We start from the raw sequence: 16,883 nt of genomic DNA on the forward strand, positions 1-16,883 counted from the left end.
CGCTGCCGCCCGTCAGCGAGGCGCGGCGGGATAAAAAGGCTGACGCGCCCCGCGGCTAGACGCTAAAGGCCCGTCCCCCCCCGGGGGTTAGTGCCGGCGGCGATAGGAGTGTAGCTCAATTGGTAGAGCACCGGTCTCCAAAACCGGGGGCTGGGGGTTCGAGCCCCTCCACTCCTGCCACGCCGTACCGAACCAGAACGGGCCGCTGACCGCGCCCTACACGTCGCACCGGAGCCCGCACGGTCTACGATGGCTAAAGTGAACCCCGCAGAATTCGCGCGCGACGTCCGCCGCGAGGTGGCCAAGGTCACCTGGCCGACCCGCAAGGAAACCGGCGTGACGACCGCCATGGTGTTCGTCATGGTGGTGCTGGCTTCGCTGTTCTTCCTCGTCGTGGATCAGGTGCTGGCCTTCGCCGTCCGTATGATCCTTGGGCTGGGAGCCTGATCGCCATGGCCGCGCGCTGGTACGTCGTTCACGTCTATTCGGGCTTCGAAAAGAAGGTTTCCCAGGCCATCCGCGAGAAGGCGGCTCAGAAGGGTCTGGAAGACAAGTTCGAAGAGATCCTGGTGCCGACCGAGGAAGTGGTCGAGGTGCGCCGGGGTTCCAAGATCAACACCGAGCGGAAGTTCTTCCCCGGCTACGTCCTCATCAAGATGGATTTGACGGACGAGTCCTGGCATCTCGTGAAGAACACGCCGAAGGTCACCGGCTTCCTGGGCGGCGGCGGCAAGCCGCAGCCGATCAGCCAGCGCGAAGCCGAGCGGATCATTCATCAGGTGCAGGAAGGCTTTGAGCGCCCCAAGCCCTCGATCACCTTCGAGGTGGGCGAGCAGGTTCGTGTGAGCGACGGCCCCTTCACCTCCTTCAACGGCACCGTCGAGGAAGTCGACGAGGAGAAGGCCCGCCTCAAGGTGGCGGTGTCGATCTTCGGCCGCTCCACCCCGGTCGAGCTGGAATACACCCAGGTCGAGAAGGTCTGAGACCAACCGTTTTCCCGGGGCACGTGATGAACAGTCACGTGCTCCTTTCTGCTGCGGAAGGCCCGCCATAGCCGCACCGCAAAGCCCCGCGACGCCGGACAGCGTATCGAGGCGTCGTATCTGGAGGTTGTGACATGGCAAAGAAAATCGTCGGCTTCATCAAGCTGCAGGTTCCGGCCGGCAAGGCGAATCCGTCGCCGCCCATCGGCCCGGCGCTCGGTCAGCGCGGCCTGAACATCATGGAGTTCTGCAAGGCGTTCAACGCCAAGACGCAGGACCTGGAAGTCGGCATGCCGATCCCGGTGGTCATCACCGCCTACGGCGACCGTACCTTCACCTTCGTCACGAAGACCCCGCCGGTCAGCTACTTCCTGAAGAAGGCCGCTGGCATCGACAAGGGTTCGCAGACCACCGGCAAGGGCGCTTTCGCCGGCAAGATCACGAAGACCCAGATTCGTGACATCGCCGAGAAGAAGATGAAGGACCTGAACGCCCACGACGTCGAAGCGGCCGCGAGCATGATCGCTGGTTCCGCCCGCTCGATGGGCCTCGAAGTGGTGGAGGGCTGATCCCATGGCGAAGCTCGGCAAGCGACTGACCGATTCCTACAAGAAGGTCGACCGCGAGGCGCTCTACTCGCTGGAAGGCGCCGTCTCCCTGATCAAGGGCCTGCCCAAGGCGAAGTTCGATGAGACCATCGAAATCGCCATGAACCTGGGCATCGATCCGCGTCACGCCGACCAGATGGTCCGCGGCGTGGTGAACCTGCCGAACGGCACCGGCAAGACCGTGCGCGTCGCCGTGTTCGCCAAGGGCACCAAGGCGGACGACGCCCTGGCCGCCGGCGCGGACATCGTCGGCGCCGACGATCTGGCCGAGAAGATCCTGGCCGGCAACATCGACTTCGACCGCTGCATCGCGTCCCCGGACATGATGGGCGTCGTCGGCAAGCTCGGTAAGGTTCTCGGCCCGCGCGGCCTGATGCCGAACCCGAAGCTCGGCACCGTGACCCCCGACGTGGCCGGCGCCGTCAAGGCCGCCAAGGCCGGCGCCGTGGAGTTCCGCGCCGAGAAGACCGGCATCGTGCACGCCGGCGTCGGCAAGGCCAGCTTCTCGGAAGAGGCCCTGGTGCAGAACATCCGCGCCTTCGTGGATGCCATCACCCGTGCCAAGCCGACCGGTGCCAAGGGCCAGTACCTGCTGAAGGTCTCCCTGTCCTCGACGATGGGCCCGGGCCTGAAGCTGGATCTGTCCACTCTGGCCGCCACGGCCTGAGTGACCTGAGTTTCGCCGCCGGTTCCCTCGGGAGCCGGCGGCGATCGGGTGTCCCTGCGGGGATGCCCACCCTGTCCAAGACCGCTGGTGCCCGCGTCTCTCCGGAGGCAACGGCTTAAACCCGCCAGAGCAGACAGGAGTTGAACCGTTAACCACGCGGGCTTGCCCGCGGTTCAGGAACGGCTCGAACTTCTGGGACAGGTTCGCCGGGGCTCCCCACCGAAAGGGAAGGGGTCCCTTGTAAACCTCTGTGCAAGGAGGCGATCCGTGGATCGTACACAAAAAGAAGCGACGATCGCGGACCTGCAGTCGAAGCTCCAGGAAACGGGCCTGGTGGTGGTCACCCACCATCTCGGCCTCACGGTGGCGGAAGTCACCGACCTGCGTGGCAAGATTCGGGCCGCGGGCGCGAGCTTCAAGGTGACGAAGAACCGGCTCGCCCGCCGCGCCCTTCAGGGCACGCAGTTTGAAGGTCTGGACGGTCTCTTCAAGGGACCGACCGCGATCGCCTACTCGAAGGATCCCGTCGCGGCCGCCAAGGTGGTGGCCGACTACGCGAAGACCAACGAGAAGCTGAAGATCGTCGGTGCCGCTCTCGGCGACCAGATCCTCGACGCGGAGGGAGTGAAGGCTCTCGCCACGCTCCCGTCGCTGGACGAACTGCGCGCCAAGCTCGTGGGCATGATCCAGACTCCGGCGACCCGCATCGCCGGCGTTCTCCAGGCTCCGGGCGGCCAGGTCGCCCGCGTGCTGGCGGCCTACGCGAAGAAGGACGAGGCGGCCTGAGCCGCACCCGTCTAGCTGTCTACCCATCCCAGAACATCGAGTTGTTGGAGCATCAAAATGGCTGATCTGCAGAAGCTGGTCGACGATCTCTCGGCCCTGACCGTCATCGAGGCCGCCGAGCTGTCGAAGCTGCTGGAAGAGAAGTGGGGCGTCTCCGCCGCCGCTCCGGTGGCCGTTGCCGCCGCCGGTCCGGCCGCCGCCGCCGCCCCGGTCGAAGAGCAGACCGAGTTCAACGTGATCCTCGCCGACGCCGGCGACAAGAAGATCAACGTGATCAAGGAAGTCCGCGCCATCACCGGCCTGGGCCTCAAGGAAGCCAAGGACCTGGTCGAAGGTGCCCCGAAGCCGGTCAAGGAGGCCGTGTCGAAGGACGAGGCCGCCAAGATCAAGAAGCAGCTTGAAGAGGCCGGCGCCAAGGTCGATATTAAGTAAGACCGTCTTGCTGCGACGGATAAGACATATCCACGCCGGACGGCGGCTGGTCCCCGAGGGGGCCTGCCGCCGCACGGCGTTTTCTGCCTTCCACCGGACCGGGTTTCTCGGTCCGGCTCTTTCCGTCCCTGCATAAGGGGCGGGCCGCGCGATCATCGCCGCGTCGCGGCGAGCACCCTGGTTCGCGTGCTTCTGGTCGAGCGTACTCACGATTCTGACGTTTGGGGACATCCATGGCCAAATCCTTTACGGGTCGAAAGCGTGTTCGGAAGAGCTTCGGGCGCATCCCGGAAGTCACCCAGATGCCCAACCTCATCGAGGTGCAGCGCAGCTCCTACGACCACTTCCTGCAAATGGACGTCCCGCCGGAGAAGCGGGCCAATCTGGGTCTGCAGGAGGTGTTCCGGTCGGTGTTCCCGATCAAGGACTTCTCCGACCGCGCCGTCCTCGACTTCGTGAAGTACGAGCTTGAGCAGCCGAAGTATGACGTCGAGGAGTGCCAGCAGCGCGGCATGACCTTCGCCGCCCCTCTGAAGGTGACCCTGCGCCTCTCCGTCTTCGACGTGGAAGAGGACACGGGCCTGCGCTCGATCCGCGACATCAAGGAGCAGGACGTCTACATGGGCGACATGCCCCTGATGACGGCCAACGGCACCTTCATCATCAACGGCACCGAGCGCGTCATCGTCTCCCAGATGCACCGCAGCCCGGGCGTCTTCTTCGACCATGACAAGGGCAAGACCCACTCGTCGGGCAAGTATCTCTTCGCCGCCCGCGTGATCCCCTACCGTGGTTCCTGGCTGGACTTCGAGTTCGACGCCAAGGACCTCGTCTACGTGCGCATCGACCGCCGCCGCAAGCTGCCGGCCACCACGCTGCTGTTCGCCTTGGACGGCGCGGAGACCGAGGCGCTGCGCGCCGAGCGGAAGGCGCAGAAGAAGGATCTGCTGCCCTACGAGGCGCAGGGCATGGCGAAGGAAGAAATCCTCAATTTCTTCTACGACACCATCACCTACACCCGCGCGTCGGGCGGCTGGAAGACCCCCTTCAACGCCGACCGCATGAAGGGCGTGAAGGTCGCCTCCGACCTGGTCGACGCGACCTCCGGGCAGGTCGTCGCCGAGGCCGGCACCAAGATGACGCCGCGCCTGATCAAGAAGCTGGTCGAGGGCGGCCTCACCGAGCAGCTCGTCTCCACCGAGGAGCTGACCGGCCGCTACCTCGCCGTCGACATCATCAACGAGCGGACCGGCGAAGTCCTGTTCGAAGCCGGTGACGAGCTGTCGGCCAGCGACCTCGACAAGCTGGAGAAGGCCGGCGTCGACGAGTTGCCGGTGCTGGCGATCGACCATCTGAACGTCGGCGCCTACATCCGCAACACCATGGCGGCCGACCGCAACGCGTCCCGCGAGGACGCGCTGATCGACATCTACCGCGTCATGCGTCCGGGCGAGCCGCCGACCCTGGAGTCGGCCGAGGCGCTGTTCGCCGGCCTGTTCTTCGACAGCGAGCGCTACGACCTGTCGGCGGTGGGCCGCGTCAAGATGAACGCGCGCCTGAACTTCCAGACTGACGACAGCGTCCGCGTCCTGCGCAAGCAGGACATCATGTCGATCCTCAAGGTCCTGGTGAACCTGAAGGACGGCCGCGGCGAGATCGACGACATTGACCATCTCGGCAACCGCCGCGTCCGCTCGGTCGGCGAGCTGATGGAGAACCAGTACCGCGTCGGCCTGCTGCGCATGGAGCGTGCGATCCGCGAGCGCATGAGCTCGGTCGAGATCGACACGGTCATGCCGCACGACCTGATCAACGCCAAGCCGGCGGCGGCGGCGGTGCGCGAGTTCTTCGGCTCCTCGCAGCTCTCGCAGTTCATGGACCAGACCAACCCGCTGTCCGAGATCACGCACAAGCGTCGTCTCTCGGCCCTCGGCCCGGGCGGTCTGACCCGCGAGCGCGCTGGCTTCGAGGTGCGCGACGTGCACCCGACGCACTACGGCCGCATCTGTCCGATTGAGACCCCCGAAGGCCCGAACATCGGTCTGATCAACTCGCTGGCGACCTACGCCCGCGTGAACCAGTACGGCTTCATCGAGAGCCCGTACCGTAAGGTGCGCGACAGCATCGTCACCGACGAGGTGGTCTACCTCTCCGCCATGGAGGAGGGCCGCTACGTCGTCGCCCAGGCGAACGCCGAGCTGGACGCGGACAACCGCTTCGCCGCCGACCTCGTGTCGTGCCGGCAGGGCGGCGAGTACCTGATGTTCCGTCCGGAGGCCATCGACCTGATCGACGTGTCGCCGAAGCAGCTCGTCTCCGTCGCCGCGGCGCTGATCCCGTTCCTGGAGAACGACGACGCGAACCGCGCGCTGATGGGCTCGAACATGCAGCGTCAGGCGGTGCCGCTGGTCAAGGCCGACGCGCCGCTGGTCGGGACGGGCATGGAGGCCACGGTGGCCCGCGACAGCGGCGTGACCATCGTCGCCAAGCGCAAGGGCATCGTCGACCAGATCGACGCGACCCGCATCGTGGTCCGGGCGACCGATTCGTCCGACGCCACGGCACCGGGCGTGGACATCTACAACCTGCTGAAGTTCCAGCGTTCCAACCAGAACACCTGCATCACCCAGCGCCCGCTGGTGAAGGTGGGCGACCGCGTGGCGGCCGGCGACATCATCGCCGACGGCCCCTCGACGGAACTGGGCGAGCTGGCGCTGGGCCGCAACGTGCTCGTCGCCTTCATGCCGTGGAACGGCTACAACTTCGAGGACTCGATCCTCATCAACGAGCGCATCGTCAAGGACGACGTCTTCACCTCGATCCACATCGAGGAGTTCGAGGTCATGGCCCGCGACACCAAGCTGGGCCAGGAGGAAATCACCCGCGACATTCCGAACGTCGGTGAGGAAGCCCTCAAGAACCTCGACGAGGCCGGCATCGTCTACATCGGCGCCGAGGTCCGTCCGGGCGACATCCTGGTCGGCAAGGTGACGCCGAAGGGCGAAAGCCCGATGACCCCGGAAGAGAAGCTGCTGCGCGCCATCTTCGGTGAGAAGGCGTCCGACGTCCGCGACACCTCGCTGCGCCTGCCGCCGGGCGTCGCCGGGACGATCGTCGAGGTCCGCGTCTTCAGCCGCCGCGGCGTCGACAAGGACGAGCGCGCGCTCGCCATCGAGCGGGCGGAGATCGAGAAGCTGGCCAAGGACCGCGACGACGAGCGCGCGATCCTGGAGCGCAGCTTCTACACCCGCCTGAAGGAGGTCATCCTCGGCCAGACCGCCCAGTCCGGCCCGAAGGGCATGCGCGCCGGCACGGTCCTGACCGACGCCGAGCTGGCAAACCTGACCAAGGGCCAGTGGCGCCAGATCTCCATCGCCGACGAGCAGGTGATGGAGACGGTGGAGAGCCTGGGCAAGGTCTTCGACGACTCGATCCAGGCGCTGCAGAACCGCTTCGAGAACAAGGTCGAGAAGCTGCAGCGCGGCGACGAGCTGCCCCCGGGCGTGATGAAGATGGTCAAGGTCTTCGTCGCGGTGAAGCGCAAGCTGCAGCCGGGCGACAAGATGGCCGGCCGCCACGGCAACAAGGGCGTGGTCTCCCGCATCCTGCCGCAGGAGGACATGCCGTATCTGGAGGACGGCCAGCCGGTCGATCTGGTTCTGAACCCGCTGGGCGTGCCGTCGCGCATGAACATCGGTCAGATCCTGGAGACGCACCTCGGCTGGGCGTCGGCCGGTCTCGGCAAGCAGATCGGCCGCGCCATCGACCAGTACCGCCTCGCCATGAAGGGCCGCGGCGACGCCGCCCAGACCATGGACGGGCTGCGCATCACTCTGAAGCAGGCCTACGGCGAGAAGGTCTACGACGACCAGATCGCCGACATGACCGAAGGCGAGCTGCTGGAGCTGGGCGGCAACCTGCGCAAGGGCGTTCCGTTCGCCACGCCGGTCTTCGACGGTGCGCGCGAGGAGGACATCTGTCAGCAGCTCGAGAAGGCGGGTCTGGACCGCTCCGGTCAGGTCACCCTGATCGACGGGCGCACCGGCGAGGCCTTCGACCGCAAGGTGACCGTCGGCTACATCTACATGCTGAAGCTGCACCACCTGGTGGACGACAAGATCCACGCGCGCTCGATCGGTCCCTACTCGCTGGTCACGCAGCAGCCGCTCGGCGGTAAGGCCCAGTTCGGCGGACAGCGGTTCGGTGAGATGGAAGTGTGGGCGCTCGAAGCCTACGGCGCCGCCTACACGCTGCAGGAAATGCTCACGGTCAAGTCGGACGACGTGTCCGGCCGCACCAAGGTCTACGAGGCGATCGTCCGCGGCGACGACAACTTCGAGGCGGGCATCCCTGAGTCCTTCAACGTTCTGGTCAAGGAGCTGCGCTCCCTGGGCCTGAACGTCGAGCTGAACCAGCGGTCGTACTGAGCCCAAGAGACTTGAACCCGCCGGAGGAGGGGCCATGTTGGCCCCTTCCGGCGGGAACTGCCCTTAACCGACAACGCGGCGCTGCCAGCGGGAGACGGTCATGAACGAGTTGATGAACATTTTCGGCCAGGTCCAGGGTCCCCAGAGCTTCGATCAGATCCGCATCCAGATCGCGAGCCCCGAGCGCATCCGGTCCTGGTCGTTCGGCGAGATCAAGAAGCCGGAAACCATCAACTATCGCACTTTCAAGCCTGAGCGCGACGGCCTGTTCTGCGCCCGCATCTTCGGCCCGATCAAGGACTACGAGTGCTTGTGCGGCAAGTACAAGCGCATGAAGTACCGCGGCATCATCTGCGAGAAGTGCGGCGTCGAGGTGACGCTGTCGAAGGTCCGGCGCGAGCGCATGGGCCACATCGAGCTGGCCTCGCCGGTCGCTCACATCTGGTTCCTGAAGTCCCTGCCGAGCCGCATCGGTCTGCTGCTCGACATGACGCTGAAGGATCTGGAGCGCATCCTCTATTTCGAAAACTACGTCGTCATCGAGCCGGGCCTGACCCCGCTGAAGCTCCACCAGCTTCTCAGCGAGGAGGAATTCGTCTCCGCCCAGGACGAGTACGGCGAGGACGCCTTCACCGCCTCGATCGGTGCCGAAGCGCTGCGCATCATGCTGTCGGCGCTCGACATGGAGGAGGAGAAGAAGACCTGCCGCGAGGAGCTGCGGGACACCTCGTCCGAGGCCAAGCGCAAGAAGCTCGTGAAGCGCCTGAAGCTGATCGACGCCTTCCTGTCGTCGCAGTCGCGTCCGGAATGGATGATCCTGGAAGTCATTCCGGTGATCCCGCCGGAGCTGCGCCCGCTCGTCCCGCTGGACGGCGGCCGCTTCGCCACCTCCGACCTGAACGACCTGTACCGCCGCGTCATCAACCGCAACAACCGTCTGAAGCGGCTGATCGAGCTGAAGGCGCCGGACATCATCGTGCGCAACGAGAAGCGCATGCTGCAGGAGGCCGTCGACGCGCTGTTCGACAACGGCCGCCGCGGCCGCGTCATCACCGGCGCCAACAAGCGTCCGCTGAAGTCGCTGTCCGACATGCTGAAGGGCAAGCAGGGCCGCTTCCGTCAGAACCTCCTCGGCAAGCGCGTCGACTATTCGGGCCGTTCGGTCATCGTGGTCGGTCCGGAGCTGAAGCTGCACCAGTGCGGCCTGCCGAAGAAGATGGCGCTGGAGCTGTTCAAGCCCTTCATCTACGCGAAGCTGGAGCTGTACGGCCTCGCCTCGACCATCAAGGCCGCCAAGCGGATGGTCGAGAAGGAGCGTCCCGAGGTGTGGGACATCCTCGAGGAGGTCATCCGCGAGCATCCGGTGATGCTGAACCGCGCGCCGACGCTGCACCGCCTGGGCATCCAGGCCTTCGAGCCGACGCTGATCGAAGGCAAGGCGATCCAGCTCCACCCGCTGGTCTGCACCGCCTTCAACGCGGACTTCGACGGCGACCAGATGGCCGTGCACGTCCCGCTGAGCCTCGAGGCCCAGTTGGAAGCGCGCGTTCTGATGATGTCGACCAATAACATCCTGTCCCCCGCCAACGGCAAGCCGATCATCGTGCCGTCGCAGGACATCGTGCTGGGTCTCTACTACATCACGATGGACCGGCCGGGCGAGAAGGGCGAGGGCATGACCTTCGCCAACGTCGGCGAGATCGAGCAGGCGCTGGACGCCAAGGTCGTGACGCTGCACGCCAAGGTGAAGGCGCGCTACAAGGGCGTGGACGAGAACGGCGACGAGAAGATCTCCATCGTGGAGACGACTCCGGGTCGCATGCTGCTGTCCGAGATCCTGCCGCGCAACCCGGCGGTTCCCTTCTCGCTGATCAACCGCCTGCTGACCAAGAAGGACGTCGGCAACGTCATCGACGCCGTCTACCGCCATTGCGGTCAGAAGGAGACGGTGATCTTCGCCGACCGCCTGATGAAGCTCGGCTTCGGCCACGCCTGCCGCGCCGGCATCTCCTTCGGCAAGGATGACATGGTCATCCCCGAGGCGAAGAAGAAGCTGGTCAACGACAGCAAGGAGCGGGTCAAGGAGTTCGAGCAGCAGTATCTCGACGGCCTGATCACCCAGGGTGAGAAATACAACAAGGTCGTCGACGTCTGGTCGGAATGCACCGAGAAGGTGGCGACGGAGATGATGAAGGTCATCTCCGACACCGCCCCGGGCAAGCCGGTGAACTCGGTCTACATGATGGCCCACTCCGGTGCGCGTGGCTCGGCCGCCCAGATCCGCCAGCTGGCGGGCATGCGCGGTCTGATGGCCAAGCCGTCGGGCGAGATCATCGAGACGCCGATCATCTCGAACTTCAAGGAAGGCCTGACCGTGCTGGAGTACTTCAACTCCACCCACGGCGCCCGCAAGGGTCTGGCCGACACCGCCTTGAAGACGGCGAACTCCGGTTACCTGACCCGTCGTCTCGTCGACGTGGCCCAGGACGCCATCATCGTCGAGACGGATTGCGGCACCGACAAGGGGATCACCGTCAAGGCCGTCATCGACGGCGGCGAGGTCATCTCCCCGCTGGGCGACCGCATCCTCGGCCGCACGGTGGTCGGCGACCTGATCGACCCGCTGAACGGCGAGCTGATCGTGCCGAACGCCGGACTGATCGACGAGCCCACGGTGGACCGCATCGAGCGTTCGGGCATCGACAGCGTCATGATCCGCTCGGTCCTGACCTGCGAGACCAAGGACGGCGTCTGCGCCAAGTGCTACGGCCGCGATCTGGCCCGCGGCACGCTGGTGAACGTCGGCGAGGCGGTGGGCGTCATCGCCGCCCAGTCGATCGGCGAGCCGGGCACGCAGCTCACCATGCGCACGTTCCACATCGGCGGCGCGGCGCAGCGCGGTGCTGAGCAGAGCCAGGTGGAGGCGGCGTTCGATGCCACGGTGCGGATCCACAACCGCAACGTCGTCATCAACTCGTCCAACATCCCAGTGGTCATGGGCCGCAGCACCGAGGTGATCCTGCTCGACGAGCAGGGCCGCGAGCGGGCGCGTCACCGCGTTCCGTACGGTGCGAAGCTGCTGGCCGACGAGGGCGTGAAGGTCGAGCGCGGCCAGAAGCTGGCCGAGTGGGACCCCTACACCCTGCCGATCATCACCGAGCGCGAGGGTACCGCCCACTACGTCGACCTCGTGGAAGGCATCTCCATGCGCGAGGTGATGGACGAGGCGACCGGCATCTCGTCCAAGGTCGTGGTGGACTGGCGTCAGCAGCCGCGTGGTGCGGATCTGAAGCCGCGCATCACGCTGCGCGACGAGCGCGGCGAGATCATCACGCTCGCCAACGGTCTGGAGGCCCGCTACTTCATGTCGGTGGACGCCATCCTCTCGGTCGAGAATGGTGCCCATGTCCGGGCCGGCGACGTGCTGGCGCGTATTCCGCGTGAATCGTCCAAGACCCGCGACATCACGGGCGGTCTGCCGCGCGTGGCCGAGCTGTTCGAGGCGCGCCGTCCGAAGGACTTCGCGATCATCTCGGACCTCGACGGCCGCGTGGAGTTCGGCAAGGACTACAAGACCAAGCGCCGCATCGTCGTCCGCAACGACGAGACGGGGGACGAGCGCGAGTACCTGATCCCGAAGGGCAAGCACATCTCCGTGCAGGAGGGTGACTATGTCCAACGCGGCGATCTGCTGATGGACGGCAACCCGGTGCCGCACGACATCCTGTCGGTGATGGGTGTGGAGGCTCTGGCCAACTACCTCATCAACGAGATCCAGGACGTCTATCGGCTGCAGGGCGTGAAGATCAACGACAAGCACATCGAGGTGATCGTCCGCCAGATGCTGCAGAAGGTCGAGATCACCGACGCCGGCGAGACCACCTTCCTGGTGGGCGAGCAGGTGGACCGTCAGGAGTTCGACGAGGAGAACGAGAAGACCGTCGGCGAGGGGCTGAAGCCCGCCGCCGGACACCCGGTCCTGCAGGGCATCACCAAGGCGTCGCTGCAGACCCGGTCCTTCATCTCCGCCGCGTCGTTCCAGGAAACCACCCGCGTCCTCACCGAGGCGGCTGTGTCGGGCAAGACCGACAACCTGGAAGGCCTGAAGGAGAACGTCATCGTCGGCCGCCTGATCCCGGCGGGCACGGGCTCCGTCGTCAACCGTCTGAAGCAGATCGCCGCCGAGCGGGATCGCGCGTTGGCGCTGGGCGAGGGCGAGGAAGGCGAGGCTCCGGCTCTGCCGCATCCGGGCGAAAGCACCGCGGCCTGAGGCTTCGTCGCATAGGCTAGGGCAGGGGGCGCGTTCCGCAAGGGACGCGCCCCTCTCTCGTTCCGTCCGATGCGGTTACGATCGGTCACTCAACGCACCGGAGCGTCCGAAATGACCGAGAAAGCGCCCAGCTTCGGCCTGCTGCTGTTTCCCAACGTCACGCAGCTCGACCTCACCGGCCCCTACGAGGTTCTGGCCCGGGTGCCCGGCGCCCGGGTGCATCTGCTGTGGAAGACGCTCGATCCGGTGCGCTCCGACACCGGCTTGACGATCCTTCCCACCGCCACTCTGGCCAAGGCGCCGCCGCTCGACCTGATCCTGGTGCCGGGCGGTGGCGGCATCAACGCGCTCTTGACCGACGAGGAGGTGCTGACCTTCCTGGAGGAGCGCGCCGGCAGCACCGGATATCTCGCCGGCATCTGCACCGGCTCCCTGGTTCTGGGCGCCGCTGGCCTGCTGGACGGGAAGCGGGCGGGCACGCATTGGGCGTCCCGCGATTTCCTTTCGGCCTTCGGTGCGATTCCGGTGGCCCAGCGCGTGGTGGTGGACGGAACGCTGTTCACCGGCGGCGGCGTGACCGCGGGAATCGACGTGGCGCTCCGGATCGTCGGCGATCTGTTCGGCGAGGACGCCGCGAAACTCGTCCAACTGTCCATCGAGTACGACCCCCGGCCGCCCTTCGACGCCGGCTCGCCGGCTGAGGCGGGGGAGCGGGTCACGGCCGATCTCCTCGCCCGGATGACCCCGATGCTGGAGGCCCGGGCGGCCGCCGTGGCGGCGGGTGCGGAGGCGTTGCGGCGCCGACGGGCCGGTCGGGCCGAGTGACGGAAAAACGTCGTCGAGGCGCATGACGAACGGTCATCTGCGCGCTTGACGGGTCCATGACAGACCCATATAGTCCGCGAACTTCAAAAGGAGCCTCGGGAAGGTCTTTTGTCCGTCCCGCCCGGCATCCGGCTGAACCCAAGCGACATAGCCGAACGACGGGTTCCTTACGAACCGATCTGACGGCGTTCGATCATTGGGCCCGCTCGAAGCCCTCCAGGCTTCGCAGGCGGGCTTTTGCATCGTCCGGCAACGTCCGGCGATTTTCCAATCGGCCCGGCTCTGCCGGCCGAGTGACCTGAAGGGATGAAAGGCAGATATGCCGACGATCAACCAGTTGATCCGTAAGCCGCGCGAGCCCTTGGCCGCGCGCAATAAGGTTCCCGCGATGGAGGCGTGCCCGCAGAAGCGTGGCGTCTGCACCCGCGTCTACACGACCACGCCGAAGAAGCCGAACTCGGCTCTGCGTAAGGTCGCCCGCGTTCGCCTGACGAACGGCTTCGAAGTGACCTCCTACATCCCCGGTGAAGGCCATAACCTCCAGGAACACTCGGTGGTTATGATCCGCGGCGGCCGTGTGAAGGATCTTCCCGGCGTTCGCTACCACATCATCCGCGGCACGCTCGACACGCAGGGCGTGAAGGACCGTAAGCAGCGTCGTTCGAAGTACGGCGCGAAGCGTCCGAAGTAAGGAGTATTCACGATGTCCCGTCGTCGTCGCGCCGAGAAGCGTGAGGTCCTGCCGGACGCCAAGTATGGCGACCGCGTCCTGACCAAGTTCATGAACTGCCTGATGCTGGACGGCAAGAAGTCCGCCGCCGAGCGCATCGTCTACGGCGCCCTCAGCCGCATCGAGGCCAAGACCAAGAACGAGCCGGTTCAGGTCTTCCACGATGCCCTGCTGAACGTGAAGCCGCACCTCGAAGTGCGCTCGCGTCGCGTCGGTGGCGCCACCTACCAGGTTCCGGTCGAGGTCCGCACGGACCGCGCCCAGGCCCTGGCCATCCGTTGGCTCATCGGCGCCGCCCGCGCCCGTTCGGAAAACACCATGACCGAGCGTCTGTCGGGTGAGCTGCTGGATGCCGCCAACCAGCGTGGCACCGCCGTGAAGAAGCGCGAAGACACCCATCGTATGGCGGAAGCCAACAAGGCCTTCTCGCACTACCGCTGGTAAGGCACCCACCGGCCCAGGTGCTTGTCATGCCCCGTTCCCATCCCCTGAACCGTTACCGCAACATCGGCATCATGGCTCACATCGATGCCGGGAAGACCACGACCACCGAGCGGATTTTGTACTACACTGGAAAGTCGTACAAAATCGGCGAGGTGCACGAGGGCACCGCGGTGATGGATTGGATGGAGCAGGAACAGGAACGGGGCATCACCATCACCTCCGCGGCCACGACCTGCTTCTGGCGCGACCACCGCATCAACATCATCGACACGCCTGGGCACGTCGACTTCACCATCGAAGTCGAACGGTCCTTGCGCGTGCTCGACGGTGCGGTTGCGGTGTTCGACTCCGTTGCGGGGGTGGAGCCTCAGTCCGAGACCGTGTGGCGGCAGGCCGACAAGTACGGCGTGCCCCGCATGTGTTTCGTCAACAAGCTGGATCGCACCGGCGCGGACTTCTTCCGCTGCGTCGCCATGATGAAGGAACGGCTCGGCGCCTTTCCGCTCGTCCTCCAGCTTCCGATCGGGTCCGAGGCCGGCTTCGTCGGCGTCGTCGATCTGGTCGCCATGCGCGCCATCGTCTGGAAAGAAGAGACGCTGGGCGCCGAATTCTATCACACCGACATTCCCGACGCCCTGAAGGACTCGGCGGCGCGCCACCGTCAGGCGCTGCTCGACGCCGTCCTCGAACTCGACGACGCGGCCATGGAGGCCTATCTCGAGTCCGGGCAGGAGCCATCCGCGGACACGCTCAAGGCTTGCATCCGCAAGGGCACCATCGGCCTGCGCTTCGTGCCGGTCCTCTGCGGATCGGCCTTCAAGAACAAGGGCATCCAGCCGATGCTGGACGCCGTGGTGGACTATCTGCCGGCCCCCGTGGACGTCGGGGCGGTCAAAGGACACCGTGTCGGCGGCCCCGAGACGGACGAGCGCGCACCGGACGACGCCGCTCCCTTCTCCGCGCTCGCCTTCAAGATCATGAACGACCCCTTTGTCGGGGCGTTGACCTTCGTTCGCGTCTATTCCGGCACCGTCGCCTCCGGCACCGCCGTGCTGAATGCCGGCAAGGATGAGAAGGAGCGCATCGGCCGCATGCTGCTGATGCACGCCAACAGCCGCGAGGACATCGACGAGGCCCACGCCGGCGACATTGTCGCCTTCACCGCGCTGAAGAGCACAACGACCGGCGACACGCTGTGCGATCCCGCCAATCCCATCGTCCTGGAACGGATGGAGTTTCCGGAACCGGTCATCGAGGTGGCCGTCGAGCCGAGATCCAAGGCCGACCAGGAAAAGATGAGCATGGCCTTGTCGCGCCTTGCTCAGGAAGACCCGTCCTTCCGCGTGGCCGTCGACCATGAAAGCGGTCAGACGATCATCAAGGGGATGGGCGAACTGCATCTGGAGATCATCGTCGACCGCATGAAGCGGGAGTTCAAGGTGGATGCCGACGTCGGCGCGCCGCAGGTGGCGTACCGCGAGACCATCACCAGGACCGCCGAGATCGACTACACACACAAGAAGCAGACCGGGGGCACCGGCCAGTACGCCCGCGTCACGCTGGTCTTCGAACCGTTGCCCGCCGGCAGCGGCTTCGTCTTCCGGAACAAGGTCGTCGGCGGCGCCGTGCCCAAGGAGTTCATTGCTGGCGTGCAGAAGGGGCTGGAGGCGTCGCTGCACAGCGGCGTTGTCGCCGGCTTCCCGGTGATCGACCTCGAGGTGGCGCTGGTCGACGGCGCCTTCCACGACGTCGACTCCTCGGTGCTCGCCTTCGAGATCGCCACCCGCGCGGCCTTCCGCGAGGGCATGCAAAAGGCCGGCCCGATGCTTCTGGAGCCGATCATGAGGGTTGAGGTGGTGACGCCCGAAGACTACATGGGCGACATCATCGGGGACCTGAACAGCCGCCGCGGCCAGATCACCGCCATGGACCAGAGGGGCAACGCCCGTTCGATCCTGGCGATGGTTCCGCTGGCGTCGATGTTCGGTTATGTGAACACCCTGCGCTCGATAAGCCAGGGACGCGCGCAGTACACGATGCAGTTCGACCACCACGAGCCGGTGCCGCAGACCATTGCGGAGACCATCCGCGCCAGGATGGCCTGAAACCGCTGGAACGACAAAGAGACGGAGAGCACACACCATGGCGAAGGCAAAGTTCGAGCGGAACAAGCCGCACTGCAACATCGGCACGATCGGCCACGTCGACCACGGCAAGACGTCGCTGACGGCGGCGATCACGAAGGTGCTGGCCGAGAGCGGCGGCGCGACCTTCACCGCCTACGACCAGATCGACAAGGCGCCGGAAGAGAAGGCGCGTGGCATCACGATCTCGACCGCCCACGTCGAGTACGAGACGACCAACCGCCACTACGCCCACGTCGATTGCCCGGGCCACGCCGACTACGTGAAGAACATGATCACGGGCGCCGCGCAGATGGACGGCGCGATCCTGGTCGTGTCGGCCGCCGACGGCCCGATGCCGCAGACCCGCGAGCACATCCTGCTGGCCCGCCAGGTCGGCGTGCCGGCGCTGGTGGTGTTCATGAACAAGGTCGACATGGTCGACGATCCGGAGCTGCTCGAGCTGGTCGAGATGGAGGTGCGCGAGCTGCTGTCCTCCTACCAGTTCCCGGGCGACGACATTCCGATCGTCAAGGGCTCGGCGCTGTGCGCTCTGGAGGACCGTTCGCCGGAGATCGGCCGTGACGC

13 protein-coding genes and 1 tRNA gene are annotated in these 16,883 nt (G+C 65.8%); all 14 read left to right on the forward strand.

Features of this window, described 5'->3' with window-relative positions:
• The first annotated feature begins 104 nt into the window (after positions 1-104).
• Positions 105-180 (forward strand) — tRNA-Trp (locus tag GBZ26_RS16150).
• A gap of 69 nt (positions 181-249) precedes the next feature.
• Positions 250-447 (forward strand): preprotein translocase subunit SecE, encoded by a 198-nt coding sequence (gene secE, locus GBZ26_RS16155; protein WP_035675069.1) that lies wholly within the window; start codon positions 250-252, stop codon positions 445-447.
• Between the two features lie 5 nt (positions 448-452).
• Positions 453-983, forward strand: a complete 531-nt coding sequence (nusG, locus tag GBZ26_RS16160; RefSeq protein WP_014241052.1) for a transcription termination/antitermination protein NusG — start codon at positions 453-455, stop codon at positions 981-983.
• A gap of 134 nt (positions 984-1,117) precedes the next feature.
• Positions 1,118-1,552: a 50S ribosomal protein L11 gene (rplK, locus tag GBZ26_RS16165; RefSeq protein ID WP_014241051.1), complete on the forward strand. Its 435-nt coding sequence runs from the start codon at positions 1,118-1,120 to the stop codon at positions 1,550-1,552.
• A gap of 4 nt (positions 1,553-1,556) precedes the next feature.
• A complete protein-coding gene (gene rplA, locus GBZ26_RS16170; protein WP_035675066.1) occupies positions 1,557-2,258 on the forward strand; it encodes a 50S ribosomal protein L1 in 702 nt (233 codons plus the stop codon).
• Positions 2,259-2,525: 267 nt separating this feature from the next.
• Complete coding sequence (gene rplJ, locus GBZ26_RS16175) at positions 2,526-3,044, forward strand: 50S ribosomal protein L10 (RefSeq protein ID WP_014241049.1); 519 nt, start codon at positions 2,526-2,528, stop codon at positions 3,042-3,044.
• Positions 3,045-3,101: 57 nt separating this feature from the next.
• Positions 3,102-3,476: a 50S ribosomal protein L7/L12 gene (gene rplL / locus GBZ26_RS16180; protein ID WP_035675064.1), complete on the forward strand. Its 375-nt coding sequence runs from the start codon at positions 3,102-3,104 to the stop codon at positions 3,474-3,476.
• Between the two features lie 233 nt (positions 3,477-3,709).
• On the forward strand, positions 3,710-7,903 hold the full coding sequence (rpoB, locus tag GBZ26_RS16185; protein WP_174439712.1) for a DNA-directed RNA polymerase subunit beta: 4,194 nt from the start codon (positions 3,710-3,712) through the stop codon (positions 7,901-7,903).
• Between the two features lie 100 nt (positions 7,904-8,003).
• Positions 8,004-12,173: a DNA-directed RNA polymerase subunit beta' gene (gene rpoC / locus GBZ26_RS16190; protein ID WP_174439713.1), complete on the forward strand. Its 4,170-nt coding sequence runs from the start codon at positions 8,004-8,006 to the stop codon at positions 12,171-12,173.
• A gap of 111 nt (positions 12,174-12,284) precedes the next feature.
• Positions 12,285-12,998: a DJ-1/PfpI family protein gene (locus GBZ26_RS16195; protein WP_174439714.1), complete on the forward strand. Its 714-nt coding sequence runs from the start codon at positions 12,285-12,287 to the stop codon at positions 12,996-12,998.
• A gap of 319 nt (positions 12,999-13,317) precedes the next feature.
• Positions 13,318-13,689 carry a 30S ribosomal protein S12 gene (gene rpsL, locus GBZ26_RS16200; protein ID WP_012973201.1) on the forward strand — a complete coding sequence of 124 codons (372 nt, stop codon included), beginning with the start codon at positions 13,318-13,320 and terminating at the stop codon, positions 13,687-13,689.
• Between the two features lie 12 nt (positions 13,690-13,701).
• Positions 13,702-14,172: a 30S ribosomal protein S7 gene (gene rpsG / locus GBZ26_RS16205; RefSeq protein WP_014241043.1), complete on the forward strand. Its 471-nt coding sequence runs from the start codon at positions 13,702-13,704 to the stop codon at positions 14,170-14,172.
• Positions 14,173-14,198: 26 nt separating this feature from the next.
• Entirely contained in the window at positions 14,199-16,277 is a 2,079-nt protein-coding gene (gene fusA / locus GBZ26_RS16210) for an elongation factor G (protein WP_174439715.1), read from the forward strand.
• A 37-nt stretch (positions 16,278-16,314) separates the two neighbouring features.
• A partial coding sequence (locus tag GBZ26_RS16215; protein ID WP_174439716.1) for a GTP-binding protein occupies positions 16,315-16,883 on the forward strand: 569 nt, incomplete at its 3' end.

It is taken from the genome of Azospirillum formosense, from assembly GCF_013340925.1.
In the GTDB taxonomy this organism is placed as follows: Bacteria; Pseudomonadota; Alphaproteobacteria; order Azospirillales; family Azospirillaceae; genus Azospirillum; species Azospirillum formosense.